This is a genomic window from Kitasatospora sp. NPDC088160, assembly GCF_044741445.1.
Lineage (GTDB): Bacteria > Actinomycetota > Actinomycetes > Streptomycetales > Streptomycetaceae > Kitasatospora.
Genome location: NZ_JBIUSS010000022.1, coordinates 24,393 through 47,249 on the forward strand (window position 1 = coordinate 24,393; position 22,857 = coordinate 47,249).

General features: G+C 70.5%; 20 protein-coding genes and 1 tRNA gene. 7 read left to right on the forward strand and 14 right to left on the reverse strand.

The window, feature by feature from the left end; genetic code table 11:
• Positions 1–143: 143 nt before the first annotated feature.
• From ACIOGZ_RS30235 to ACIOGZ_RS30250, 4 genes are all read right to left on the reverse strand, one after another.
• Positions 144–1,976, reverse strand: coding sequence for a 5'-nucleotidase C-terminal domain-containing protein (locus ACIOGZ_RS30235; RefSeq protein WP_363588921.1), 1,833 nt, complete (start codon positions 1,974–1,976; stop codon positions 144–146).
• A 267-nt stretch (positions 1,977–2,243) separates the two neighbouring features.
• Positions 2,244–2,867: a hypothetical protein gene (locus ACIOGZ_RS30240; RefSeq protein WP_363633729.1), complete on the reverse strand. Its 624-nt coding sequence runs from the start codon at positions 2,865–2,867 to the stop codon at positions 2,244–2,246.
• Complete coding sequence (locus ACIOGZ_RS30245; protein ID WP_363588917.1) at positions 2,854–4,485, reverse strand: VWA domain-containing protein; 1,632 nt, start codon at positions 4,483–4,485, stop codon at positions 2,854–2,856. Before ACIOGZ_RS30245 ends, ACIOGZ_RS30240 begins: the two co-directional genes overlap by 14 nt.
• A gap of 8 nt (positions 4,486–4,493) precedes the next feature.
• On the reverse strand, positions 4,494–5,570 hold the full coding sequence (locus tag ACIOGZ_RS30250) for a hypothetical protein (RefSeq protein ID WP_063347154.1): 1,077 nt from the start codon (positions 5,568–5,570) through the stop codon (positions 4,494–4,496).
• A 281-nt stretch (positions 5,571–5,851) separates the two neighbouring features.
• Between ACIOGZ_RS30250 and pyk the strand changes: the two genes are divergently transcribed.
• Together pyk and ACIOGZ_RS30260 are read left to right on the forward strand one after the other, a co-directional pair.
• The gene (pyk, locus tag ACIOGZ_RS30255; protein ID WP_363588915.1) at positions 5,852–7,282 is read left to right on the forward strand and encodes a pyruvate kinase; all 1,431 of its coding nucleotides are present in this window, start codon (positions 5,852–5,854) and stop codon (positions 7,280–7,282) included.
• A 57-nt stretch (positions 7,283–7,339) separates the two neighbouring features.
• Positions 7,340–7,474, forward strand: a complete 135-nt coding sequence (locus ACIOGZ_RS30260; RefSeq protein ID WP_400988443.1) for a hypothetical protein — start codon at positions 7,340–7,342, stop codon at positions 7,472–7,474.
• A gap of 15 nt (positions 7,475–7,489) precedes the next feature.
• On the opposite strand, the gene ACIOGZ_RS30265 is transcribed toward ACIOGZ_RS30260, so the two are convergent.
• The 3 genes from ACIOGZ_RS30265 to ACIOGZ_RS30275 form a co-directional block, all read right to left on the reverse strand.
• On the reverse strand, positions 7,490–8,263 hold the full coding sequence (locus ACIOGZ_RS30265) for a transcriptional regulator (RefSeq protein WP_400988445.1): 774 nt from the start codon (positions 8,261–8,263) through the stop codon (positions 7,490–7,492).
• 7 nt (positions 8,264–8,270) lie between these two features.
• A complete protein-coding gene (locus ACIOGZ_RS30270) occupies positions 8,271–9,056 on the reverse strand; it encodes a helix-turn-helix domain-containing protein (RefSeq protein WP_400988447.1) in 786 nt (261 codons plus the stop codon).
• Between the two features lie 119 nt (positions 9,057–9,175).
• Positions 9,176–9,250 (reverse strand) — tRNA-Leu (locus tag ACIOGZ_RS30275).
• 66 nt (positions 9,251–9,316) lie between these two features.
• Here ACIOGZ_RS30275 and ACIOGZ_RS30280 point away from each other — a divergent pair.
• On the forward strand, positions 9,317–10,003 hold the full coding sequence (locus ACIOGZ_RS30280; RefSeq protein WP_371516576.1) for an ANTAR domain-containing response regulator: 687 nt from the start codon (positions 9,317–9,319) through the stop codon (positions 10,001–10,003).
• 74 nt (positions 10,004–10,077) lie between these two features.
• Here the strand turns inward: ACIOGZ_RS30280 and ACIOGZ_RS30285 are convergent, their stop codons facing one another.
• The 6 genes from ACIOGZ_RS30285 to ACIOGZ_RS30310 form a co-directional block, all read right to left on the reverse strand.
• Positions 10,078–10,794 (reverse strand): ABC transporter ATP-binding protein, encoded by a 717-nt coding sequence (locus ACIOGZ_RS30285; RefSeq protein WP_363618946.1) that lies wholly within the window; start codon positions 10,792–10,794, stop codon positions 10,078–10,080.
• Complete coding sequence (locus ACIOGZ_RS30290; protein WP_363588927.1) at positions 10,791–11,612, reverse strand: ABC transporter ATP-binding protein; 822 nt, start codon at positions 11,610–11,612, stop codon at positions 10,791–10,793. The genes ACIOGZ_RS30285 and ACIOGZ_RS30290 overlap by 4 nt, the downstream gene beginning before the upstream one ends.
• An 8-nt stretch (positions 11,613–11,620) precedes the next feature.
• The gene (locus ACIOGZ_RS30295; protein ID WP_363588925.1) at positions 11,621–13,549 is read right to left on the reverse strand and encodes a branched-chain amino acid ABC transporter permease; all 1,929 of its coding nucleotides are present in this window, start codon (positions 13,547–13,549) and stop codon (positions 11,621–11,623) included.
• Positions 13,550–13,554: 5 nt separating this feature from the next.
• Positions 13,555–14,484, reverse strand: coding sequence for a branched-chain amino acid ABC transporter permease (locus ACIOGZ_RS30300; RefSeq protein ID WP_063347149.1), 930 nt, complete (start codon positions 14,482–14,484; stop codon positions 13,555–13,557).
• A 220-nt stretch (positions 14,485–14,704) separates the two neighbouring features.
• A complete protein-coding gene (locus ACIOGZ_RS30305; protein ID WP_363588910.1) occupies positions 14,705–15,943 on the reverse strand; it encodes a branched-chain amino acid ABC transporter substrate-binding protein in 1,239 nt (412 codons plus the stop codon).
• 591 nt (positions 15,944–16,534) lie between these two features.
• Positions 16,535–16,999: a hotdog fold thioesterase gene (locus ACIOGZ_RS30310; RefSeq protein WP_363368771.1), complete on the reverse strand. Its 465-nt coding sequence runs from the start codon at positions 16,997–16,999 to the stop codon at positions 16,535–16,537.
• A 321-nt stretch (positions 17,000–17,320) separates the two neighbouring features.
• On the opposite strand from ACIOGZ_RS30310, the gene polA reads away from it, so the two are divergent.
• Together polA and ACIOGZ_RS30320 are read left to right on the forward strand one after the other, a co-directional pair.
• A complete protein-coding gene (polA, locus tag ACIOGZ_RS30315; protein ID WP_363633565.1) occupies positions 17,321–20,008 on the forward strand; it encodes a DNA polymerase I in 2,688 nt (895 codons plus the stop codon).
• Positions 20,009–20,195: 187 nt separating this feature from the next.
• Positions 20,196–20,741 carry a GNAT family N-acetyltransferase gene (locus ACIOGZ_RS30320; protein WP_400988450.1) on the forward strand — a complete coding sequence of 182 codons (546 nt, stop codon included), beginning with the start codon at positions 20,196–20,198 and terminating at the stop codon, positions 20,739–20,741.
• Between the two features lie 33 nt (positions 20,742–20,774).
• Here the strand turns inward: ACIOGZ_RS30320 and ACIOGZ_RS30325 are convergent, their stop codons facing one another.
• Complete coding sequence (locus tag ACIOGZ_RS30325) at positions 20,775–21,467, reverse strand: TetR/AcrR family transcriptional regulator (protein WP_400988452.1); 693 nt, start codon at positions 21,465–21,467, stop codon at positions 20,775–20,777.
• A gap of 70 nt (positions 21,468–21,537) precedes the next feature.
• On the opposite strand from ACIOGZ_RS30325, the gene ACIOGZ_RS30330 reads away from it, so the two are divergent.
• Positions 21,538–22,200 (forward strand): class I SAM-dependent methyltransferase, encoded by a 663-nt coding sequence (locus tag ACIOGZ_RS30330; RefSeq protein WP_363588904.1) that lies wholly within the window; start codon positions 21,538–21,540, stop codon positions 22,198–22,200.
• Between the two features lie 206 nt (positions 22,201–22,406).
• Positions 22,407–22,835, forward strand: a complete 429-nt coding sequence (locus ACIOGZ_RS30335) for a hypothetical protein (RefSeq protein WP_363588902.1) — start codon at positions 22,407–22,409, stop codon at positions 22,833–22,835.
• Positions 22,836–22,857 lie beyond the last annotated feature (22 nt).

Genomic DNA, 22,857 nt, shown 5'->3' on the forward strand with positions numbered 1-22,857 from the left:
GGCCTGTCGGTTTCGCCCGGCGGGGGGTGGGGGCGTGGGGGCCTTCGGAGCGCGGCGTGCCAAATAGCCCCCCCCCCCCCCCCCCGGCCGGCCGGGGGGGGGGGGGGGCCCCCCCCCCCCCCGACGGCCTTCGGATGAGGTGCTCAGAACACCGGCTGGCCGGCGCGCACCAGGCGCCAGGAGTCGGTGAAGAAGTCTGCCGGGTCGATGACGCCCTTGGCCTTCACCCAGGCGATCATCGTGTTGCGGATCTCGTCCGAGTTCGACCAGACCAGCTTGGCCTGCGCCACGTGCGGGAAGTTGCCGCCGCCGTTGGCACGGTAGTTGTTGACCGCCAGGACGAACTGCGCGGCCGGGTCGATCGGCTTGCCCTGGAACGACAGGTTGACGATCCGCTGACCCTTCGGCTGCGCGATGTCGATGTCGTAGCTCAGCCCGTACAGCGAGTCGTAGTTGTAGTCCGGCGTGGTCTCCGCGCCGGTCAGCGCGTCCTTGTCGACCGGCGCGCCCGGGGCCAGCTGGTTGTAGTACTTGGCCGAGAACTCCAGGTAGTCCTTCAGCTGCGCACCCGTCAGGACGCGCGCCTCCAGCGTGTTCTCGTAGATGTACAGACCCGCCGCGTCGCGCAGCTTCACCTGGCCCGCCGGGATCAGCGCCGTCCGGTTGAACGGCGCCGCCTGCGCCAGCACCGGCAGGTTGGCGTACTGCCCGCCCGCCAGCGCCGCCTTCACCGCGTCCGCCTGCACCCGGCCGATCAGGTCGATGATCGGGGTCGCCCGGAACCGCGCCTCGGCGATCGACAGATCCGTCTTGCAGGTGCCGATCTGCTGGTTGACGTACGCCACGACCTTCTTGTGCTGCTCGGTCAGCGCGTCCACGATCTCCGGGTTCTCCGGCACGGTGTTGGAGTTCAGCACCCGCGAGGACACCGAGAGGACCTTCCACGCGCCGTCGGCGAACTCGACGTCGAAGTCGAAGCAGCTCAGGCGCTGGCCCCAGCACAGCGGCTCGGAGAGCACCACGGTCCTGCCGGTCTTCTTGTTGACGATCAGCCGCTGCGCCACCTCCTTGTGGGTGTGGCCCACCAGCACCGCGTCGATGCCCGGAACGGTCTCGGCCATCTCGCCGGAGGCGTCCTCGGGCCAGGGCAGCTGGTCGCCGTAGGTGGTCGGCTCGTCGATGCCGGAGTGGGCGGAGACGACGATGACGTCCGCGCCCGCGGCCTTCATCCGGGGCACGTACTTGGCGGCCGTCTCGACGATGCCCGGGAAGACCATCTTGCCGGTGACGTTGGCCTTGTCCCAGATCGCGATGCCCGGGTTGGTGAGGCCGAGGATGCCGACCTTCAGAGGGGTGTCCTCGTCCAGCCACACCTCCTTGATCACGTACGGCTTGAAGGCCGGCTTCTCGTTCTTCGCGTGCAGCGCGTTGGCGCCCAGCAGCGGGAACTCCAGCTGGTCCTCGAAGGCCTTCACGGTGGGGATGCCGTAGTTGAACTCGTGGTTGCCGAGCGCGGCGGCGTCGTAGCCCATGAGGTTCATGGCGACGGCCATGGGGTGGTCGGGCACGTTGTCGCCGTCGGTGGCGATCGGCTCGATCCGGGCGTAGTAGTAGGTCAGCTGGGTGCCCTGGATGATGTCGCCGGAGTCGATCAGCAGGCAGCGGTCCCAGCCCTTCTCCTCGCGGACCTGGTTGGCCAGGGTGGAGATCTTGGCGAGGCCGACGTCGTTGTGCGCCTTGTCGGCGTACACGGCGTCGGTGAAGTAGTCCCAGTTGAGCACCCGGCCGTGCAGGTCGGTGGTGCCCATGACGGTGAAGGCCTGCTTGCGGCCCTTGCGCTTGCCCTTGGCGGCCGCCGGAGCCGGCTCGGCGGCCACGGCGGCGGGGGCGGCGGCGACGACTGCTCCGCCGGTCAGGGCGGCGCCGGCTGCGGTGGCGGCGGACCGGGTGACGAAGTCACGGCGGTTCAGGGGCATGGACGACTCTCCCGGGTGGGGACTGACGGGCCGATGGTCCGTCAACTGGTGTTCGGGTGGCGTGCCGAAGCGCATCGACGCGCGTAGAAGGACGCGCGTAGAAGTGTGCCGTGCGGGCCCGGCCGGTGGATAGCCCTCCGACGTTTCCAGCAGGTGAGATCTTGGCGACTCGTTCGTGACGGGGGTGCGCGGAGGGCGGGGTGGTAAGGGGACCCGGCCGGGCCCTGTCCGGTTTCCTCGGGGGCAGGACCCTCGGGGGCAGGACGCTCAGTTCAGGTCCGCGACCAGTCGGCGCACCTCGCGGCCGAGCTCCGCCTCCGGATCCGGGGCGTCCGGCCCCGCCCACGGCCGCCAGGTCAGCGCCCGCAGGTAGCCGGCCACCGCCACCGGCAGCCGGTGCCGCACGATCTCCTCGGGCACCGGCCCCGGCTCCGCCGAGCGCAGCGCCGCCAGCAGGCCCGCCACACCGGCCGAATCCGGCAGCGGCACCGTGGCCAGGTAGTCGGCCAGCGCGGCGAGCTCGGGATCGGGTCGCGGTGCGGGCTCCGGCGCGGGCTCCGGCGCGGGCTCCGGGTCCGGCCTGGGCGTCGACGTGGAAGCCGTCGACGGCCCCGACGGCCCCGACGGCAGCGGCGGCCCCGACGGCAGCGGCGGCACCAGCGGATCGACGGGCAGGACGACGGGCGGCACGACGGGCGGGTCCGTCCGCGCGCCCGGCGTCAGCAGCGCGCCCGCCCCGTACAGCCCCGCCACCACCGCCGGCCACCACGCCCCGCCCAGCCCGGCGAAGTGCAGCCCCAGTCCCACCGCGCCGCCCCCGCAGCCGACCAGGTTCCGGGCCGACTCCAGGTACCGCAGCACCCGCCGGCCGAACCCGTCACTGGTAGCCACGAATCTCCTCGAACACCCCGTCCAGCGAACCCGACCCGTCGAACAGCTTGCCGCCGCTCACGTCCGCGATCCCCTGCAGCTGGCTCACCGCCGCCTCCCCGAACTTGATCGGGAACACCGGGATCGACTTCTGCCCGGCCGGCAGCCCGTCGTGGAACCGCTTGAAGTCGCCGTCCGAAGCCCCCTCGTTGCTCTCCCCGTCGGTCATCAGCACGATCGACGTGAACCGGTCGTCCCCCGCCGCCGACTGCTGCCGGTCGATCACCCGGTACGCCTCCTCCAGCGAGTCGTACAACGCCGTACCCCCCGACGCCGCCAGCGACTGCACGTCCGCGTCGATCGACGCCAGCTCCGTCTCCGGGCCCGGCTTGCTCCCCGAGGCCGGCACCGCGTGCGTCCTCGCCCACTTCACCTTCGACGCGAAGGAGATCAGCGTCACCTCCTCGCGGTCCCGGAACCTGCGCACCGCCCGGGTGTCGTCCGCCCCCGTCAACCGGCCCAGCGCCGACTTCAGAGCCGAGATCCGCGAACCCTCCATCGACCCCGAGGTGTCCAGCACGTACACCGTCCGCGACGGCCGCCGCAGCTCGTTCTGGTACGAGGCCAGCAGCCCGTCCGCCACCGCCCGGCTCCCCGGGAACGGCAGCTCCCGGCGCCGGTCCGCCGGCAGCCCGGCCGCCGGCGACACCCCCGGCGCCACCGGGCGGCGCAGCGTCACCTCGGAGATCCGTTTCTGCACGTCCTCCTTCAACAGGTACGCCGTCAACCGCTGGAAGGAGTCCCGCTCCCGCTGCGCGGACGAGGACAGCAGCGACAGCGGATAGTCCGCCGACACCACCCCGTCCACCGGGCGGATCACCGTCAACTGCTGGTCCGCCGCCAGCGACTTGTTCATCGACAGCAGCACCGACTCGTAGTTCACCAGCGCCCCGACCTTGCCCGGCTCCGCCCGGGTGTAGGCCTGCGCCAGCCAGCCCGAGGAGCCCGACGTCAGCTTCTGGCCGGTGAAGAACTGCTTCAACTGCGGCGCCGCCTTCTGCACGTCCCCCTCGGTCAGCGCCGCCCCCGCACCCGAGAACGCCGAGGCCACCGCCACCAGCGTCGAGAAGCCCGAGTTCGACCGGGACGGGTCCGCCATCCCGTACGCCAGCTTCCCGGCCGACGCCGCATCCCCGACCTGCGCCCAGGAGACCTTCGAACCGTCCCCCCAGCCGAGCTCGTTGAGGACCGAGGACCGCACCCCCACCGCCACCGGCGACACCATCACCGGCGTCTCCGACAGCACCTTCGACTTCCCCGCGTCATCCAGTCGCAGGTACTGGTTGGACGGGAACCACACCGCGTCGTACTTGCCGTCCGCCCGGCCCGAGGACACCGCGTCCGCGCCGTCCAGCGAGCCCGTCCAGGAGAACTGCACCGTCACCCCGGTCGCCTTCCTGGCGTCCTCCAGGATCGGCGCCAGGTCCTGCAGCTCGCTGCCGGCCAGCACCCGCAGCACCCCCGGCTGCGCCGTCGTGGCCGGCGGGTCGGACGGCTTCGGGCCCGGCGGGGTGGAGGTGCAGGCGGCGGACGCCAGCAGGGTCGCCAGCGCGGCGACCGGCCAACTGTGCTTCTTCATCCGGGAGTTCACTGAGCCTTCCCCTTGGCGGCCTTGATCAGCCTGGTCAGGATGTCGGGCACGGGAATCTGCGGCTGGTTGACCTTCGCCGCCGCGAGATTGGGCGCCAGGACCGGGGTCTTGCCCTTCACCAGCGCGGCGAAGGCGTCCGGGTCGTCCTGCGGGCGGAAGCCGAACTTCGCCTCCAGCCGACGAAGTTCGGCGTTGTCGTGCAGCTGGGCGGCCAGCCGCCGGCCGTTCGGCGTGCGGCCGACGATGGTGTGGTCGGTGTAGATGGTGGTGTCCGGGTACAGCACCACCATGTCGCCGGTCGACTCGCCCTTCAGCACCATCGCGGCGGCCTGCGACTCGTACGCGAGCACCAGCGGATTGCCGACCCCGGCCAGGAAGGCCTTGAACGGCTCGTCGCTGCTGCTCTTCTGGCCGCCCTGGATCGCCGTCGCCGTGCGCAGCACGTCCTTGGTGGCGTCGATCCCGGCCTGGTCGTAGACCACCTGGCGGTTGTTCAGCAGGTACGACAGCAGGGCGATGTGCAGCGCCCCCGAGGAGGACGTCTCAGGGTCGGTGGTGGTGAGGAACACCGGGCCCTTCAACTCCGCGTGCTCGGTCGCGCCCGCGAGGTCCGGCCAGGTGCGGCCGGCCTTCAGCGCGGCCAGGTAGGCGTCCATCCGGAACGTCCACAGCCCGGTGGAATGGTCCAGGGTGGCCAGGCCGTTGCCCATCAGGACGTCCGCCACCGGGCGGTGCGCGAGGATCACCAGCGGCGAGTAGAACGGCTGGACCGGGACCTCCTTGATGTTCCAGTCCACGCGCAGCTTGTCGGCCGGTGGCTGACTGGCCGGGAACGCGAAGTCCTTCGCGTCGCCGTCCATCAGCCAGGAGCCGATGCTCTCCGCGTTCACCTTCATGCCCTGCTTGGCCAACTCGGCGACGACCTGCGGATCCTGGAAGAAGTCGCGCTTCTCCGAACCGATCAGGCCGGAGACGGTGACGATGTCGCCGCCCGGGTCGTCCTGCGGGATCAGCGCGTACGTCACCCCGCCCAGCAGGGCCAACGCCGCCAACACCCCCAGAGTGCGTCTCATGCCGAACGCCTCCCCCTCGTCCGCTACGTCGTCCGGGTGGTCACCCGGGGGTGACGAGCGTCCCGCCGGGCGGGGAGCGGCGGCCGAACCGACGGTGAACCAAGGGTGAACACCCCTTCACGGGTTCGCATCGGAAGGCCGGACGGCGACGGCACCCGGGCAGCTGCTCGCACACCGGTCCGAGGATGTGTCAGATTGTTCAACTCGCCTTACGGCAAAGGTCATCCCGCCGTCCGGACCCGCGTCGTGGTTACGCGCCGGTAATGCCTACCCTCAGCAGTATGCGCCGAGCAAAAATCGTCTGCACCCTCGGGCCGGCCACCGACTCGTACGACCAGATCAAATCCCTGGTCGACGCCGGAATGGACATCGCCCGTTTCAACCTCAGCCACGGAACCCACGACGAGCACGAGGAACGCTACCGCCGCGTCCGCAAGGCCGCCGACGAGAGCGGCCGCAGCGTCGGCATCCTCGTCGACCTTCAAGGCCCGAAGATCCGGCTCGACACCTTCGCCCACGGCCCCGTACTTCTCGAACGCGGCGACGAGTTCACCATCTCCACCGACAACGGCGTCGTCGGAGACAAGGACATCTGCGGCACCACCTACCCCGGCCTCGCCGCCGACGTCACCCGCGGCGAACGCATCCTCGTCGACGACGGCCGGGTCACCCTGGAGGTCGTCGAGGTCGACGGGCCGCGCGTGCGCTGCCTCGTCATCGAAGGCGGCCTCGTCTCCGACCACAAGGGCCTCAACCTCCCCGGCGTCGCCGTCTCCGTCCCCGCACTCAGCGACAAGGACGTCGCCGACCTGCGGTGGGGCCTGCGCACCGGCGCCGACCTGATCGCGCTCTCCTTCGTCCGCAGCGGCCGCGACATCGAGGACGTCCACCGGATCATGGCCGAGGAGGGGCGCCTCGTCCCCGTCATCGCCAAGATCGAGAAGCCGCAGGCGGTCGACAACCTGGAATCCATCGTCGACGCCTTCGACGGCATCATGGTGGCCCGCGGCGACCTGGGCGTGGAGATGCCCCTCGAACAGGTCCCGCTCGTCCAGAAGCGCGCCGTCAAACTCGCCAAGCGCAACGCCAAGCCGGTCATCGTCGCCACCCAGATGCTCGACTCGATGATCAACGCCTCCCGGCCCACCCGGGCCGAGGCCTCCGACGTCGCCAACGCCGTCCTCGACGGGACCGACGCCGTGATGCTCTCCGGCGAGACCTCCGTCGGCAAGTACCCCGTCGAGACCGTCAAGACCATGAGCCGCATCATCGAGGCCGCCGAAACCGACATCCTCGCCGCCGGACTGCCGCCCCTGACCACCGGCAACAAGCCGCGCACCCAGGGCGGCGCCGTCGCCCGCGCGGCCGCCGAGATCGGCGACTTCCTGCACGCCAAGTACCTCATCGCCTTCACCCAGTCCGGCGACACCGCGCGCCGGCTGACCCGCTACCGCTCGCCCATCCCCGTCCTCGCCTTCACCTACGAACCCGCCGTCCGCAGCCAACTCGCCCTCACCTGGGGCGTCGAGACCTTCCTCGGCCCCTTCGCCCCCACCACCGACCAGATGGTCGAACAGGTCGACGCGGCCCTCCTGTCGCTCGGCCGCTGCCAGAAGGGCGACATCGTCGTCATCACCGCCGGCTCCCCGCCCGGCCTCGCCGGCTCCACCAACCTCGTCCGCGTCCACCACGTGGGGACCCTGGACAACTGACAGCCACTGGGCGGCATCCCTCGTGTGAGGGATGCCGCCCAGGACGGAATGAGTGCGATGAACGAGCACACCCCCTGGCGCGCTTTCCGCGAGGAGATCCTCAACCACCCCGGCGCGGGCGCAGCCTACGAGGCAGCCAGGGCCCGATTCGAACAGGACGAACAGGTGGAGCCGGAGCCCGAGGGTGGCTGAACCGCTCTGCCACTGTCAGTACTTGGGGCCGATGTGGGCGTCCATGAGGGCGACGGAGTCCCTGCGGGCGACGGAGATGTTGGTGGCACCGGTCGGCCGGGCCGCGGCCTTCCACTGGACGCCGACGGCGTCGAGGGTGGTGGTGAAGAGGCCGATGATGTCGGTCGAGGTGTTGGTGAAGAAGTAACGCGGGTACTCGTAGCGCTTCTTGACGCCGCCGACCGTTCGCATCGTCCAGTTGGTGATGCGGCAGCCGTCGGAGTGGATCAGGCCGCGCAGGAACTCCCACGGGTGGGCGTCGACGATCTCCTGCTGCCAGGGTGCGAGGGAGATCGACCGTCGGTGCTTCGGGCCGGGGCCGTGCTGGGGGAAGAGACAGGGCCAGTGCTTGCTGGTGCTCACGACACTGGTGCAGCCCGGTGCGCGGACGCGCTGAACCCTGTTGAGCGGCATGACGGCGGAGACGGCGCGCTCGCATTCGTCGATGAGGCCGGGCCAGGCGTCGCAGCACGCGATGCGGAGGGCGTAGACCTTGCGGCGGCCCTCGCTGACACAGCCGTCGCCGAGGTAGAGGCCGAGGAGGTAGGCGTAGTCGGCGCGCGGGCGTGAGGGGTCGAGCCGGCCGCTGCGGACCGGGCACTCGGCGGTCATCCGCGGGCTGGGCACGGCACCGGAGGCCCACGCGCGGATCGCGAACCGGGATATTCCGGTCGCGCGGCTGACCTGGCTGAAGGTCAGCCCGGTCGCGTGGAGGTCGAGCGCCCGCTGCCGCGTGGCCACGTCGTACATGTGGCTGTCAGTGCTTGGGGCCGATGCGGGCGTCCATCAGGGCGACGGAGTCCTTGCGGGCGATGGAGATGTTGACCTGGCCGGTGGGGCGGGGGATCGAGGCCTTCCACTGGACTCCGACGGCGTCGAGGGTGGCGGTGAAGAGGCCGATGATGTCGGTGGAGGTGTTGGTGAAGAAGTAGCGCGGGTACTCGTAGCGGCGGACGACGCCTTTGACGGTCTTGGTCGTCCAGTTGGTGATCCGAGTACCGTCCGAGTGGATCAGGCCGCGCAGGAACTCCCATGGATGAGCGTCGACGATCTCCTGCTGCCAGGGCTCCAGGGCGATGGTGCGCTCGTGCTTCCTTCCCGGGCCGTGCTGGGGGAAGTAACAGACGAGGTGTGTCGAGTACGCCTTGACGTTGTGGCTGCCGGGCCGCCGCACGCGGCAGGGTGTCAGGTTGGGCAGGACCTGTCGCATGGCCGTTTCGGCGGCATTCATGATTCCGGGCCACTTGTCGTCACAGGATATGAACAGGCTGGGGACTCGATGCTGCTTGGGGTGGCTGATGTGGCCGTCGCCGAGGTGGAGCCCGAGCAGGTACGAGTAGGCGGGGCGGTTCAGTTCGTCGCCGTGGCAGTGCATGCAGGTGGTGTGCTTGCGGCCGGGGAGTTCGCCGCGCTTGGCGAGATCCTGATGCTTCCACCAGGAGACCGTGCCGCAGGGGACGGCCAGTCGGCGGGCGGTCTCGGCCGTGCCGACGCCGCTGCGGAGGAGGCTGACGGCCTGCTCGCGTACAGATCGGTCGTACATGTGACCGAGATTGCACGGTCGAGGGGATGTTGGCATGCAAACAAAGAGAGCTTCACCCGAGTGGGTGAAGCTCTCCGGCTGTTGGACCGAATTAGGCTTCCTTCGATTCGAAGGTTAGGTGCCCCGAGTGGGATTCGAACCCACACTGTATGGTGTTTGAGACCACTGCCTGCTGCCGATTGGGCTATCGGGGCCTATGATTCGAAGGCGGTTGCCCGAATCGATTAACTCAAACATACCGTGTCTAGGTACCCTCGTGCATGCAGTACCCCGCCGGAACTAGGAGCCCCGTGAGCACCGCCGACGAGCAGGCACAGCCGCTTGAGACCGATTCGCCCCAGATCACCCGGATTGTGATCGCCGAGGATGAGGCGCTGATCCGCCTCGACCTCAAGGAGATGCTCGAAGAGGAGGGGTACACCGTCGTCGGTGAGGCCGGGGACGGGGCCACGGCGGTGAAGCTGGTGGAGGAGCTTCGGCCGGACCTCGCGATCTTCGATGTGAAGATGCCGGTGCTGGACGGGCTCTCCGCCGCCGAGCAGATCCACGAGAAGCACCTGGCGCCGGTTCTGATGCTGACGGCGTTCTCGCAGCGGGAGCTGGTGGACCGGGCGCGGGACGCCGGGGCGATGGCGTACATCGTGAAGCCGTTCAGCAAGGCGGATCTGGTGCCGGCGATCGAGATGGCGGTGTCGCGGTACACCGAGATGCGGACGCTGGAGGAGGAGATCGCGGATCTCACCCAGCGGCTGGAGACCCGGAAGCTGGTGGACCGGGCGAAGGGCGTGCTGCAGACGAAGTTCGGGCTGAACGAGCCGGCGGCGTTCCGGTGGATCCAGAAGACGTCGATGGACCGTCGGATGACGATGGCCGCGGTGGCCGAGGCGGTCATCGAGGAGGGCGCGGCCCAGGACCGCAAGAAGGCGGACGAGGACGCGTCCGAGTAGACGGACGCGAGGAGGGCCCGGCAGATCTCGTCTGCCGGGCCCTCCGTGCGTGGAGGCGTGGATGCGTGGAGGTGTCAGTCCTCGCCGAGGTAGGCCTTGCGGACGGACTCGTCGTGCAGGAGGTCGGCGCCCGTCCCGGAGAGGACGATGCGGCCGGTCTCCATGACGTAGCCGCGGTCGGAGAGGGAGAGGGCGGCCTGGGCGTTCTGTTCGACGAGCAGGATGGTCGTGCCGGCGGCCTTGAGCTCGATGATGGTCGCCATGATCTTCTGCATCATCAGCGGCGACAGGCCCATGGACGGCTCGTCGAGCATGAGCAGTTTGGGCTGGGACATCAGGGCCCGCCCCATGGCGAGCATCTGCTGTTCGCCGCCGGAGAGGGTGCCGGCGGCCTGGCGGCGGCGTTCTCCGAGGATGGGGAAGAGGTCGTAGGCGCGGTCGACGTCGGCGGTGATGCCGGCGGTGTCGGTGCGCAGGAAGGCGCCGAGGAGGAGGTTCTCCTCGATGGTCATGCGGGGGAAGATGTGCCGGCCTTCGGGGGAGTGGGCGAGGCCGAGGGCGACGATCTTGTGGGCGGGGACGGCGGTGAGGTCCTGGCCGTCGAAGGCGATGCGTCCGGCGGTGGGTTTGAGGAGCCCGGAGAGGGTGCGCAGGGTGGTGGTCTTGCCGGCGCCGTTGGTGCCGATGAGGGTGGTGACCTCGCCCTGGTTGACGGTGAAGCTGATGCCCTTGACGGCTTCGATCTTGCCGTAGGCGACGCGGAGGTCCTCGACCTCGAGGAGTGCGGTCACTGGTCGGTCTCCGTAACGGTCTCCGCGACTGCGGGGGTGGTGCCTTCGAGCGGGGCGCCGAGGTAGGCGGTGATGACGCGTTCGTCGTTCTGGACGGTTTCGCGGTCGCCTTCGACGATCTTCTGGCCCTGGACGAGGACGGCGGTGCGGTCGCAGAGGTTGAAGATGAAGCGCATGTCGTGCTCGATGACGAGGATCGAGACGCCCTGGTCGCGGATGGCGAAGACGAGTTCCTCGGCCGCGCGGGTCTCCTGGGGGTTCATGCCGGCGGTGGGTTCGTCGAGCAGCAGGAGGCCGGGGTCGGAGGCGAGGGCGCGGGCGATCTCCAGCTTGCGCTGTTCGCCGTAGGGGAGGTTGCGGGCGAGGTGGTCGGCCTTGTCGGCGAGGCCGGTGAAGGCGAGGAGTTCCATGGCCTTCTCGCGGCTCTCGTTTTCGGCGCGGTGGTAGCCGGGGCCGCGGAGGATGGCGGAGAAGATGCCTTCCTTGGTGCGGGTGTGGCGGCCGACGAGGACGTTCTCCAGGACGGTCATGTTGGCGAAGAGCCGGATGTTCTGGAAGGTGCGGGCGATGCCGGCCTGGGTGACGAGGTGGGGCTTGGGCGGCAGGAGGGTGCCGCGGTAGCGGACGGCGCCCTCGGTGGGGACGTAGAGGCCGGTGAGGCAGTTGAAGAAGGTGGTCTTGCCGGCGCCGTTGGGGCCGATGAGGCCGATGATCTCGCCTTCGCCGACGGTGAGGCTGACGTCGTTGACGGCGGTGAGGCCGCCGAAGCGCATGGTGACGCCGGTGACTTCGAGCAGGGGTGTGGCGGTGGTGGTCATCTGGGTGGTCACGCCCCTGCCTTGGTGAGTGCGGCGCCGTCGCCGGCGGGCTGGGCCGGGATGGCGGCCTCGTGGAACTCCAGTTGGCGGCGCCGGTTGGGGATGAGGCCCTCGGGGCGGACGCGCATCAGGATGATGAGGGCGGCGCCGAAGGCGAGCAGCTGGTAGTCGGAGAGGAATTCGAGCTTCTTGGGGATGAGGAAGAGGAGGGTGGCGCCGGCGAGGGGCCCGCTGATGGTGCCCATGCCGCCGAGGATGACGGCGGCGAGCAGGAACGCGGAGTTGGGCGGGAGGGCCTCGGCGAAGGTGTACTGGTCGGGGGTGACGGTGTAGCTGACGTGGGCCTGGACGGTGCCGGCGAGGCCGGCGAGGCAGGCGCCGAGGGCGAAGGCGAGGAGCTTGAGGCGGAAGCCGTTGATGCCCATGGCCTCGGCGGCGGTCTCGTCCTCGCGGATGGCGACCCAGGCGCGGCCGATGCGGGAGTTGCCGACCCGGGCGAAGACGAGCACGACCAGGGCGGTGACGAGGAGCATCAGCAGGTAGTAGTTGGAGAAGCGGCCGAGCTCGATGCCGGCGACGGTGTGCGGCTTGCCGAGGTCGAAGCCGAGGATCTCCAGGTCGGGGATCCGGGGGATGCCGTTGGAGCCGTTGGTGACCTTGGGGCCGGTGGTGCCGTTGAGGTTGAGCATGGTGATGCGGAAGATCTCGCCGAAGCCGAGGGTGACGATGGCGAGGTAGTCGCCGCGCAGGCGCAGCGTGGGGGCGCCGATGAGGACGCCGAAGACCATGGAGACGGCGGCGCCGGTGAGCATCGCGGCCCAGAACGGGAACTGGACGTGGATGGGGGAGGCGGGGGAGCCGGAGACCAGGGCGGCGGCGTAGGCGCCGACGCCGAGGAAGGCGACGTAGCCGAGGTCGAGCAGGCCGGCGAGGCCGACGACGATGTTGAGGCCGAGGGCGACGGTGGCGAAGATCAGGATGTTGGTGGCGACGGACGTGTACTGGTCGCTCGTCTGGGTGAAGGGGAAGCTGGCGGCGGCGGCGAAGGCGGCGCCGGTGGTGACGGGGCGGTGCTTGACGGTCAGGGCGCGCAGCCGGGCGAGCAGGCCGGACCGGGTGAGGGCGGGGACGACGAGGGCGGCGAGCAGCAGGTAGCCGATGAAGAGTTCGCCGTACTCGGTGTCGATGCCGAAGGTGATCGTGAACAGTCCGAGGCCGAAGGCCAGGACGATGATCAGGACTTCGGCCCAGGAGGGGAGTTGGCGCGGCGCGGGCAGGGGCCGGTCGACGGTGCCCAGGCGCAGCCAGGTGTGGGCGAGGTGGCCGAGCTGGAGCAGCAGGACGACGCCGGCGGCGATGGCGAGGGCTCCCGCGAGGGCGGTCATCACGGGGGCGACGGGCTGGTCGCCGGGGATGGCGTGGGCGGCGAACCAGCCGGCGGGGGCGACGGGGACGAGCAGGAAGAGGCGCTTGTCGAGGATGCGCAGCGGGACGCGGGTGCGGCGGTCGAGGGGGAGGCCGAGGGCGCCGAGGACGGTGAGGAGGCCGCCGGCGGCGAGGATCCAGCCGCCGGCTTCGAGGTTGGCGAGGCCGCCGAGTTCGGTGGCGATGGCGGCGACGGAGAAGACGCTGACGGCGAGGGCGCCGGTGGCGGTGTAGAGGACGGCGTTGTGGCTGCGGGTGGGGGCGGCCCAGCGCAGGCCGGGGGTGCCGTGGGTGGCGAGGAGCAGGAGGAGGGTGAGGAGTCCGGCGGCGAGGGCGAGCCATTGGAGGCCGGCGGGTGAGCCGGTGTAGGTGAGGTCGCCGGGGAAGTCGGAGGTCCAGGTCCAGGGGAGGGCGGCGGAGGCGGCGGTGGTGAGGGCGCCGAGGCCGGTGAGGGCGGTGGCGGCGCGGGCCGGCAGGGGGATGACCGGGGTGGTTTCGGTGGTGGTGGTCATGGTGGTCACGCCCTGTCCGCGACGCGCTCGCCGAGCAGGCCCTGGGGCCGGACGAGGAGCACGAGGATGAGGAGTACGAAGGCCCAGACGTCCTTCCAGGCGCCGCCTCCGAAGAGGTGCATGCCGGGGAGGTGCTGGATGTAGCCGGTGGCGAGGCTTTCGGCGAGGCCGAGGGCGATGCCGCCGAGCATGGCTCCGTAGATGTTGCCGATGCCGCCGAGGACGGCGGCGGTGAAGGCCTTGAGGCCGAGGATGAAGCCCATGCGGAAGTCGACCTGGCCGCTGCGCAGTCCGTAGGCGACGGCGGCGACGGCGGCGAACGCGGCGCCGATGGCGAAGGCCATGACGATGATGCGGTCGGTGTCGATGCCCATGAGCTTGGCGGTGTCGGGGTCCTGGCTGGTGGCCTGCATGGCGCGGCCGGAGCGGGTGCGGGTGACGAACCAGCCGAGGGCGAGCATGCACAGCGGGGCGGCGATGAGCAGGAAGAGGTCGCTGCGCTGGATGGTGACGGAGCCGAGGCTGAAGGGGTCGCCGGGGATCTTGGGGAAGACCCGGGCCTTCTTGGCGTCGGGGTAGAAGGAGAAGACGAGTTGCTGGAGGAAGATGGACAGCCCGATCGCGGTGATGAGGGGGGCGAGTCGGGGGGCGTTGCGCAGGGGCCGGTAGGCGAAGCGCTCGGCGGCGACGGCGGTGAGGGTGGAGACCAGGATGCCGGCGATCAGCATGAGCGGCAGGGCCAGCCACAGGGTGGTGCCGCCGGGGAGGGCGAGGTAGGCGGTCAGGGCGCCGAAGCCGCCGACCATGACGATCTCGCCGTGGGCGAAGTTGATGAGCTGGACGATGCCGTAGACCATCGTGTAGCCGATCGCGACGAGTCCGTAGAGGGCGCCGAGGATCAGGCCGTTGGCCAGCTGCTGCGGTAGGTCGTGCACCGCTGGGCCTCCGTAGTGCGTTCGGGGTTGTCCGCGTGGGTGGTGGATGTGGGGGCGCGCGGGGGCACTCGTGGCGCCCCCGCGCGCTGTGCTGCTGGAAGGTGGTGCGGGCCGGCTCAGCGGTTGAGGTTCAGCCGTCGAGGGCTGAGCCGCTGGAGGCCCAGCTGTCGAGGGCTCAGCCGTTGAAGGCCCAGCCGCTGGAGGTTCAGCCGCTGGAGGTTCAGCCGTTGAAGGTGCCGGTCTTCTCCACGGTCCACTTGCCGTCCTTGACGGTGTAGACGGTGAGTTGCTTGTTGGTGGTGTCGCCGAACTCGTCGAAGGAGACCTTGCCGGTGACGCCGTCGAAGGAGACCTTCTGGACGGCGTCGACGACGGCGGCGCGCGGGTTGGCGGGCAGCTTGCCGTTGTTGGCGGCGGCGACGGCCTTGACGGCCTGGATGATGGCCCAGCCGCTGTCGTAGGAGTAGCCGCCGTAGGTCTCGTAGGGGTCCTTGTAGCCGGCGGCCTTGTAGTCGGCGATGAACTTGGCGGCGGTGGGGAGTTGTTCGACGGCGCCGCCGACGGCGGTGGCGTAGTCGCCGGCGCTCTTGGGGTTGAGCTTGATGAAGTCGGCGCTCTGCATGCCGTCGCCGCCCATCAGCGGGATGTTGACGCCGGCGTCCTTGAGCTGGAGGGAGAGCGGGCCGGCGGCGGGGTACTCGCCGCCGTAGTAGACGGCTTCGGCGCCGGAGGTCTTGACCTTGGTGACGATGGCGGAGAAGTCGCGGTCGTCGGGGTTGACGTGCTCCTCGCCGACGATGTTGCCGCCCTGCTTGGTGAATTCGGCCTTGAAGGTGGCGGCGAGGCCGGCGCCGTAGGTCTTCTGGTCGTCGATGAGGAAGACCTTGGACTTCTTGGCGTCCTTGGCGAGGAACTGGGCGGCGAAGGGGCCCTGGACGGCGTCGGTGGTGGCGGTGCGGAAGTAGGTCTTGAAGGGGCGCTTCTTCTCGCCGGTGACCCACTTCTCGCCCTGGCTGAGGGCGACGCCGGTGTTGGCGGGGGAGATCTCGACGAGGTTGGCGTCGTTGAAGATCTGCTGCATCGACTGGGCGACGCTGGAGTTGAGCGGGCCGACGACGCCGAGGACGCTGTTGTCGGCGACGAGCTGGGTGGCGTTCTGCTGGCCGGGGCCGGGCTTGGCGGTGTCGTCGAGGGCCTTGACCTGGAACTTGACGCCGGGGACCTCGTTCTGCTCGTTGGCCTTCTTGACCGCGAGGTCGACGGAGTTGCGGATGCCGATGCCGATGGCGGAGAGGTCGCCGGTGAGCGGGGCGTCGATGCCGATGGTGACGGTGGTGGCGGAGCCGCTGTTGCCGCTGCCTCCGTCGGCGGACTTCTTGTCGTCGCGGGAGCCGCACGCGCTGAGGCTCAGGGCGCCGATCACGGCAATGCTCACGACAATTGCGGAACGGTGACGCACGAGGGTCCCCTTCGGTTCGGGAGGCGCCGCGCCTGAGTTGGCGGGAGCCGGGATGCGCGGAGGGCCGGGCCCAATCCGTTGGCGCGGTGACTGGCCGTGACTCTAGATGCCTCTGGGCGACTCGGGCAGTGGTGTGGCGAGGCTGTGATTCTCTTGTTATGAGCACACAGAGCAGTTGTCTCAGCATGTGGTCGTTTTGGCGCGAGCGATCCGCCGATGTAGGGCGTTTAGGGGCTGTTGGGGCGATGTAAGGGCCAGAAATGGGGGTTGCAGCTGGCTTGGCCGATAGTCGGACGCCCGTGTCCGATTCACTTGTTCCGGTCATGCTCGTCCGGATTTCGGACAGCGAGGGCATGGCGAAGGAACTCCGGGCCGCCTGTGAGCCTCGGAGCGGGCCATTGCTCGGATTTCCTACTTGTTACGTAGCGTTACCTGCGCGGATTCCGGGCATGCTGCCGCGTCGGCCGCGCCCGGACATGCCGCCGCCCCCTTGTCCAGACCAACGCCTGCCCAGGGTGGCGGAAGGTCAAACAAGGGGGCGGTCAAGGGATTTGATGATCCGTCGGCACCGGGAAGGGTCCCGGCGCGGGGTCAGAGGTCGCGCAGCATGCAGGTCAGCCGGCAGCTGGTGACCCGCTTGCCGGTGTCGTCGGTGATCGCGATCTCGTACGTGGCGGCGGTGCGGCCCTTGAACACCGCCGTCGCCACCCCGGTGACCAGCCCGGAGGTGGCCGAGCGGTGGTGGGTGGCGTTGAGGTCCACCCCGACCGCGTACCGGCCGGGGCCCGCGTGCAGCATCGCGCCGATCGAGCCCAGCGTCTCGGCCAGCGCCGCCGACGCGCCGCCGTGCAGCAGCCCGTACGGCTGCTGGTTGCCCTCCACCGGCATGGTGCCGACCACCCGGTCGCCGGAGGCCTCGACGATCCGGATGCCGAGCTTCTCGCCGAGGGCGCCGCCGGAGAAGGTCTGCGGGTCGACGCCGAGCTTGGCGAAGTGGTCCAGCACGTCCTGCGGGACCTTCAGGACGGGGGCCGCGTCGGGGGCCGCGTCGGTCATGGGGAACTCCTGCCGCTCGGGGATCGTCATCGTGCTGCCTGTGATCGTACGACCGTCCTACTCGGCGGTAGCGGCCGTGTCCGGGGTCGGGGCGTGTCAACGGACGCCCCGGGCACGGCGGCCCCCGGCGCGCCCCCGCCGCCCGCGCCCCGCGCCCGATCGGCACGGCGCCCGACCGGCACGGCGCCCCTTTTGTCGGTGCCGGGCCATAGGATCGGTGGCCGGTAGTGGAATCGGCAGGAACGGGACGTTGACGTGGCTACGCAGAGTACGGACAAGGGCGCGACGGGTGGCGGCGGGGCCGGCCCGCGGCCCCGGCTGATGCTGCTCGACGGGCACTCGATGGCCTACCGGGCCTTCTACGCCCTGCCCGTGGAGAACTTCAACACCTCCACCGGCCAGCCCACCAACGCGGTCTACGGCTTCGCCTCGATGCTCGCCAACACCGTCCGGGACGAGCAGCCCACCCACCTCGCCGTCGCCTTCGACCTCTCCCGGCAGACCTTCCGCTCCGTCGAGTTCCCCGACTACAAGGCCAACCGCGCCAAGACGCCGGACGAGTTCCGCAGCCAGATCGGCCTGATCGGCGAACTGCTCGACGCGATGAACGTCCCCCGGCTGACGGCCGAGGGCTTCGAGGCCGACGACATCATCGCCACCCTGGCCACCGCCGCCGAGGCGGCCGGCTACGACGTCGACATCGTCACCGGCGACCGCGACTCCCTCCAACTGGTCACCGACCACATCACCGTGCTCTACCCGACCAAGGGCGTCTCCGAGCTCACCCGCTACACCCCGGAGAAGGTCGCCGAGAAGTACGGCGTCACCCCGCGCCAGTACCCGGACCTCGCCGCCCTGCGCGGCGACCCGTCCGACAACCTGCCCGGCATCCCCGGCGTCGGCGAGAAGACCGCCGCCAAGTGGGTCAACCAGTTCGGCTCCTTCGACGAACTCGTCTCCCGCGCCGACGAGGTGAAGGGCAAGATCGGCGAGAAGCTGCGCGAACACCTCGACTCGGTCAAGCGCAACCGCGTCCTCACCGAGCTCGTCCGCGACGTCGAACTCCCGCTCGGCGTCGGCGACCTGGCCCGCGCGCCGTTCGACAAGGCCGCCGTCGGCACGCTGATGGAGTCGCTGGAGTTCCGCAACGCCAACTTCCGCGACCGCGTCCACGGCATCGACCCGGCCGGCGGCGAGGAGGAGGCCGCGGCCGAACTCGCCCCCGGCGTCGAGGTCGACGGCGAACTCCTCACCGACCCGGGCACGCTGGCTGGCTGGCTGCGCGAGCACGCTGCCGACACCAAGGCCCCGGTCGCCCTCGCCGCCGTCTACCAGTGGGCGCTCGGCACCGGCGAGGTCACCGAAGTCGCCCTGGCCGCAGGGGAGTCCGCCGCCTGGTTCGACCCGGCGCAGCTCGCCGAGGAGGACGAGCGGGCCTTCGCCGCCTGGCTCGCCGACCCGGCCGCCCCCAAGGCCCTGCACATCGCCAAGCAGGTCATGCGGGCCTTCGCCGAGCGCGGCTGGGCCATCGAGGGTGTCGTCGCCGACACCGCCCTCGCCGCCTACCTGGAGAAGCCCGGCCGCCGCACCTTCACCCTGGAGGTGCTCGCCGAGGAGTACCTGGCCCGCTCGCTCACCCCCGCCCCCGCCACCGAGGACGGCCAACTCGCCTTCGACGCCCCGGAGGAGGACCCGGCGGCAGGCGCCCAGGCACTCATGCTCCAGGCCCGCGCCGTCCTCGACCTCGCCGCGCTCTTCGACACCCGCCTCGCCGAGGTCGGCGCCACCGGGCTGCTGCGCGACATGGAGCTGCCGATCGCCGCCCTGCTGGCCCGGATGGAGCGCACCGGCATCGCCGCCGACCGCCCCTGGCTCACCAGCCTGGAGACGCAGTTCGCCACCGAGATCCAGCGCGTAGTCGAGGAGGCGCACGCCGCCGCCGGGCGCGAGTTCAACCTCGGCTCGCCCAAGCAGCTCCAGGAGATCCTCTTCGGCGAGCTCGCCCTCCCCAAGACCAAGAAGATCAAGACCGGCTACACCACCGACGCCGACGCGCTCACCTGGCTCGCCACCCAGACCGACAACGAACTGCCGGTCATCCTGCTGCGCCACCGCGACCAGGCCAAGCTGCGCACCACCGTCGAGGGCCTGCTCAAGACGGTCTCGCCCAAGGGCCGCATCCACACCACCTTCAACCAGATGGTCGCCGCCACCGGCCGGCTCTCCTCGCAGGACCCGAACCTGCAGAACATCCCCGTCCGCACCGAGGAGGGCCGCGCCATCCGCCGCGCCTTCGTCGTCGGCGAGGGCTACGAGTCGCTGCTCACCGCCGACTACTCGCAGATCGAACTGCGCATCATGGCCCACCTCTCCGAGGACGAGGCTCTGTTGGAGGCCTTCGCCACCGGCGAGGACCTGCACACCACCGTCGCCTCCCAGGTCTTCGAGGTCCCGGGCACCGCGGTGGACGCCGAGATGCGCCGCAAGATCAAGGCGATGTCCTACGGCCTCGCCTACGGGCTGTCCGCGTACGGGCTCTCGCAGCAGCTCGGCATCAAGCCCGGCGAGGCCCAGGGCCTGATGGACACCTACTTCGAGCGCTTCGGCGGCGTCCGCGACTACCTGCGCCGGGTCGTCGACGAGGCCCGCGCCACCGGCTACACCGAGACGCTGCTCGGCCGCCGCCGCTACCTGCCGGACCTCAACAGCGACAACCGCCAGCGCCGCGAGATGGCGGAGCGGATGGCCCTCAACGCCCCGATCCAGGGCTCGGCCGCCGACATCGTCAAGATCGCCATGCTGCGGGTGGACGAGGCGCTGCGCGCCGCCGGCCTCACCTCCCGGATGCTGCTCCAGGTGCACGACGAAATCGTGCTGGAGCTGACGCCGGGCGAGCGCGAGCAGGTCGAGGCGATCGTCCGCGAGCAGATGGCCGGCGCCTACCCGCTGCGCGCCCCGCTGGACGTCTCGGTGGGCGTCGGCGCCAACTGGGAGGCCGCCGCGCACTGATCCGGCGGCGCGGTTCGGCGGTGCAGGGCTGCGGTGCGGTTCGGCGGTGCGGTTCTCGGCGGGCCCGGACACGGCTGGTGTCCGGGCCCGCCGCTCCGCTCCCGCGGGCCGTCGCGCAGCGGGCGCGACGATCGGCGGTGGGCAGCGGCGGATGGCGGAGAGCCCCTTGGCGGTCCAGAATGATCCGATGGTCACGCTTGAGACTCCGCGTCTGATCCTGCGTCGCTGGCGCGAGGAGGACGTCGCGCCCATGGCTGCCGTCAATGCCGACCCCGAGGTCATGCGGTGGATCCGTGACGGCAGCGTCCGTGACGAACAGCAGACCCGCGGCGGGATCCAGGCCTGGGAGAGCGAGTGGGAGGCGCAGGGCTTCGGCCTGTTCGCCGTGGAGATCCGGTCCACTGGTGAGCTGGCCGGGTTCACCGGCCTCTCGGTCCCCGAATTCCTGCCGGAGGTACTGCCGGCGGTCGAGGTCGGCTGGCGGCTGGGGCGCTCCCACTGGGGGCGGGGCTTGGCCACCGAGGCCGCTGCGGCGGCTGTGCGGTTCGCGTTCGAGGAGCGAGGGCTGGAGCGGATCGTCAGCATCACTCAGGTGGGCAACGACGCCTCCGAACGGATCATGACCAAACTGGGGATGCAGCTGGCCCGTGAGACCGTCAGTCCCGCCGGCGGTCGGCGAGTGCGGGTGTTCGCGTTGTCGTCGGACCAGTACGCCGCAACCCCTCGTCACTGAGCGCGGTCACCTCCCGCCGGCCCGCCTTCGGAGTCAGCTGCTCCCCGTCTCCCGTGCGTCGGCTGCGTCCGCGGTGTCCGCGGCGTCCGCGGCGTCGGCTACGTTCGCGCGGTGCAGGAACGCCTCGACGAGGCGGTCGGTGAAAGCCTGGTCCACGGGTTCCGCCGTCACCAGGACGCGGTGGTAGAGCGGTCCCACGAGTTGGTCGATCTCCGCCGCCATGTCGAGTCCGGCGGCGAGCTGGCCGCGTTCCACCGCGCGTTCCAGCGGGAGCCGGTCGCGTCGGCGCTGTTCGTCGAGGTACCCGGACCGCAGGGCGGCGGCGAACGCGGGATCGTGCTGGGCGTGCCCGATGAGGGCCTTGAAGACGGCGCCCGCGTCGGACCGGGTGAGGAACAGGGCCAGTTGGCGCAGGTGGGCGCGCAGGTCCGGGGCCAGGTCGCCGTGGTCCGGCGGGGTCAGGGCTTCGGTCGCGTCCTGGAGGAAGGCGTCCAGGAGGATGTCGGTCTTGGTCTTCCACCAGCGGTAGACGGTCTGCTTGGCGACGCCCGCCCGGGCGGCGATGCCCTCGATGGTGACGCCGGTGAAGCCCTTCTCGACCAAGAGGTCGTCGGCCGCCTCCAGCACTGCCTGCCGGGCCTGTTCGCTGCGGCCGTGCCGGTTGCCGTGGTGGCGTGCCGCCGGTTGTGACCCGGCCGCCGCGGCGGCCGTACTTCCTCGTTCCATGTCTGCCTCCTGGGGCCAGGGTAGGCCAGAACCGCTAGACGCAACGCAACGGTGCGTCTAGTCTAGGCCCATGACACCCACCAACACCCTCGAAGACCCCCGCGTCGCCACCGCCCTCGACCGGATGTTCCGGCATGCCGAGCAGGACGAGGCGACCAGCAGGCGGATCCGGGCGGCGTGGCCCCAGAACTCCGCGCCCCTCGGCCCGCAGGAGCAGGCCGACGCCAACGCCGAGGTGTACATGCCGATTTCCGCCCAGGGCGGCCGCCTCCTCTACAACCTGATCCGGGCCACCCGCCCCGCCACCGTCGTCGAGTTCGGCACGTCCTTCGGCATCTCCACGCTCCATCTCGCCGCCGCGGTGCGCGACAACGGGACGGGGCGGGTGATCAGTACGGAACTGAGCGCCGCCAAGGCCGCGGCCGCCCGCCGGACGTTCACCGAGACGGGACTGGACGACCTGATCACCGTCCTCGAAGGAGACGCCCGCGACACCCTCGCCGCAGTCGACGGCTCCGCGGACTTCGTCCTCCTCGACGGCTGGAAGGACCTGTGCCTGCCCGTCCTGCGACTCCTCGAACCACGCCTCGCGCCCGGCACCCTCGTCGTCGCCGACGACGTCGACCTGGAGGCCCTCGCGCCCTACCTCGACTACGTCCGCGACCCCGCCAACGGCTACCAGAGCGTCACGTTCCCCGTGGAGGACGGAATGGAGATCAGCTGCCGCCTCTAGACCCGTGTGGTGTCGTGATCGGTTGTGGGCACCGCCTTCTGCGTGGGGGTGGAACCCGGTACGACACTGGTCGTGACGCGTGGGCAACTCACGAATGCCCTGCGGGTGGACGGCCCGGATGAGGCCGACGTGGCCCCCCGGGCCGAGCCGGTCGCCGTCGGCCGACGGCCCGGAGGCCCGGCCCTGGGAAAAGGACGCGCGCCACTGTGTCCGGTCAGGCGATCATGGCTGCCATGACGGACGCAACCGGACCGGAGCCGCTGGGCGTGTGCCTCGTGGCCAATGTCGCTCAGGAGACCGGTCACGGCGAAGGCGGGTCGGAGATCCGCAAGGGGCTGCGGCACTTCGCGCCGGGGGCGAAGGTGTGGATCGCGCCGCCGGCCTGGGGCGACGGCGGTGACTGCGTCATCGTGGCCGGACGTCACCGGGGCAACAGCCGTCGCTACGTGCGGATCGTGATCAAGAGTCGGCTCCTGGCGAACTTCAGGGTCCACGCCGTCTACAGCCCGGCGCTGGTGCGCGCGTTGACGGAGGCGGGACCCGGCGAGGAGAAGGACTTCGGCGCCCGCTTCCTGTGGGACCCGGAGCAGGCGGAGAGCTGGGCGCGATCCCGGAACACGCCGAGGACGGGCTGAGGGCGGGCTGAGGGTGGGCTGA

Bases quoted from the DNA above. Each gene is read 5' to 3' on its own strand.
- ACIOGZ_RS30280 (WP_371516576.1), top strand. From the start codon at position 9,317: ATGCAGTACCCCGCCGGAACTAGGAGCCCCGTGAGCACCGCCGACGAG.
- polA (WP_363633565.1), top strand. From the start codon at position 17,321: ATGCTGCTCGACGGGCACTCGATGGCCTACCGGGCCTTCTACGCCCTG.
- ACIOGZ_RS30290 (WP_363588927.1), bottom strand. From the start codon at position 11,612: ATGACCACCACCGCCACACCCCTGCTCGAAGTCACCGGCGTCACCATG.
- ACIOGZ_RS30295 (WP_363588925.1), bottom strand. From the start codon at position 13,549: ATGACCACCACCACCGAAACCACCCCGGTCATCCCCCTGCCGGCCCGC.
- ACIOGZ_RS30260 (WP_400988443.1), top strand. From the start codon at position 7,340: ATGAACGAGCACACCCCCTGGCGCGCTTTCCGCGAGGAGATCCTCAAC.
- ACIOGZ_RS30310 (WP_363368771.1), bottom strand. From the start codon at position 16,999: ATGACCGACGCGGCCCCCGACGCGGCCCCCGTCCTGAAGGTCCCGCAG.
- ACIOGZ_RS30330 (WP_363588904.1), top strand. From the start codon at position 21,538: ATGACACCCACCAACACCCTCGAAGACCCCCGCGTCGCCACCGCCCTC.
- ACIOGZ_RS30325 (WP_400988452.1), bottom strand. From the start codon at position 21,467: ATGGAACGAGGAAGTACGGCCGCCGCGGCGGCCGGGTCACAACCGGCG.
- ACIOGZ_RS30235 (WP_363588921.1), bottom strand. From the start codon at position 1,976: ATGCCCCTGAACCGCCGTGACTTCGTCACCCGGTCCGCCGCCACCGCA.
- ACIOGZ_RS30265 (WP_400988445.1), bottom strand. From the start codon at position 8,263: ATGTACGACGTGGCCACGCGGCAGCGGGCGCTCGACCTCCACGCGACC.
- ACIOGZ_RS30245 (WP_363588917.1), bottom strand. From the start codon at position 4,485: ATGAAGAAGCACAGTTGGCCGGTCGCCGCGCTGGCGACCCTGCTGGCG.
- ACIOGZ_RS30320 (WP_400988450.1), top strand. From the start codon at position 20,196: ATGGTCACGCTTGAGACTCCGCGTCTGATCCTGCGTCGCTGGCGCGAG.
- ACIOGZ_RS30270 (WP_400988447.1), bottom strand. From the start codon at position 9,056: ATGTACGACCGATCTGTACGCGAGCAGGCCGTCAGCCTCCTCCGCAGC.
- ACIOGZ_RS30250 (WP_063347154.1), bottom strand. From the start codon at position 5,570: ATGAGACGCACTCTGGGGGTGTTGGCGGCGTTGGCCCTGCTGGGCGGG.
- pyk (WP_363588915.1), top strand. From the start codon at position 5,852: ATGCGCCGAGCAAAAATCGTCTGCACCCTCGGGCCGGCCACCGACTCG.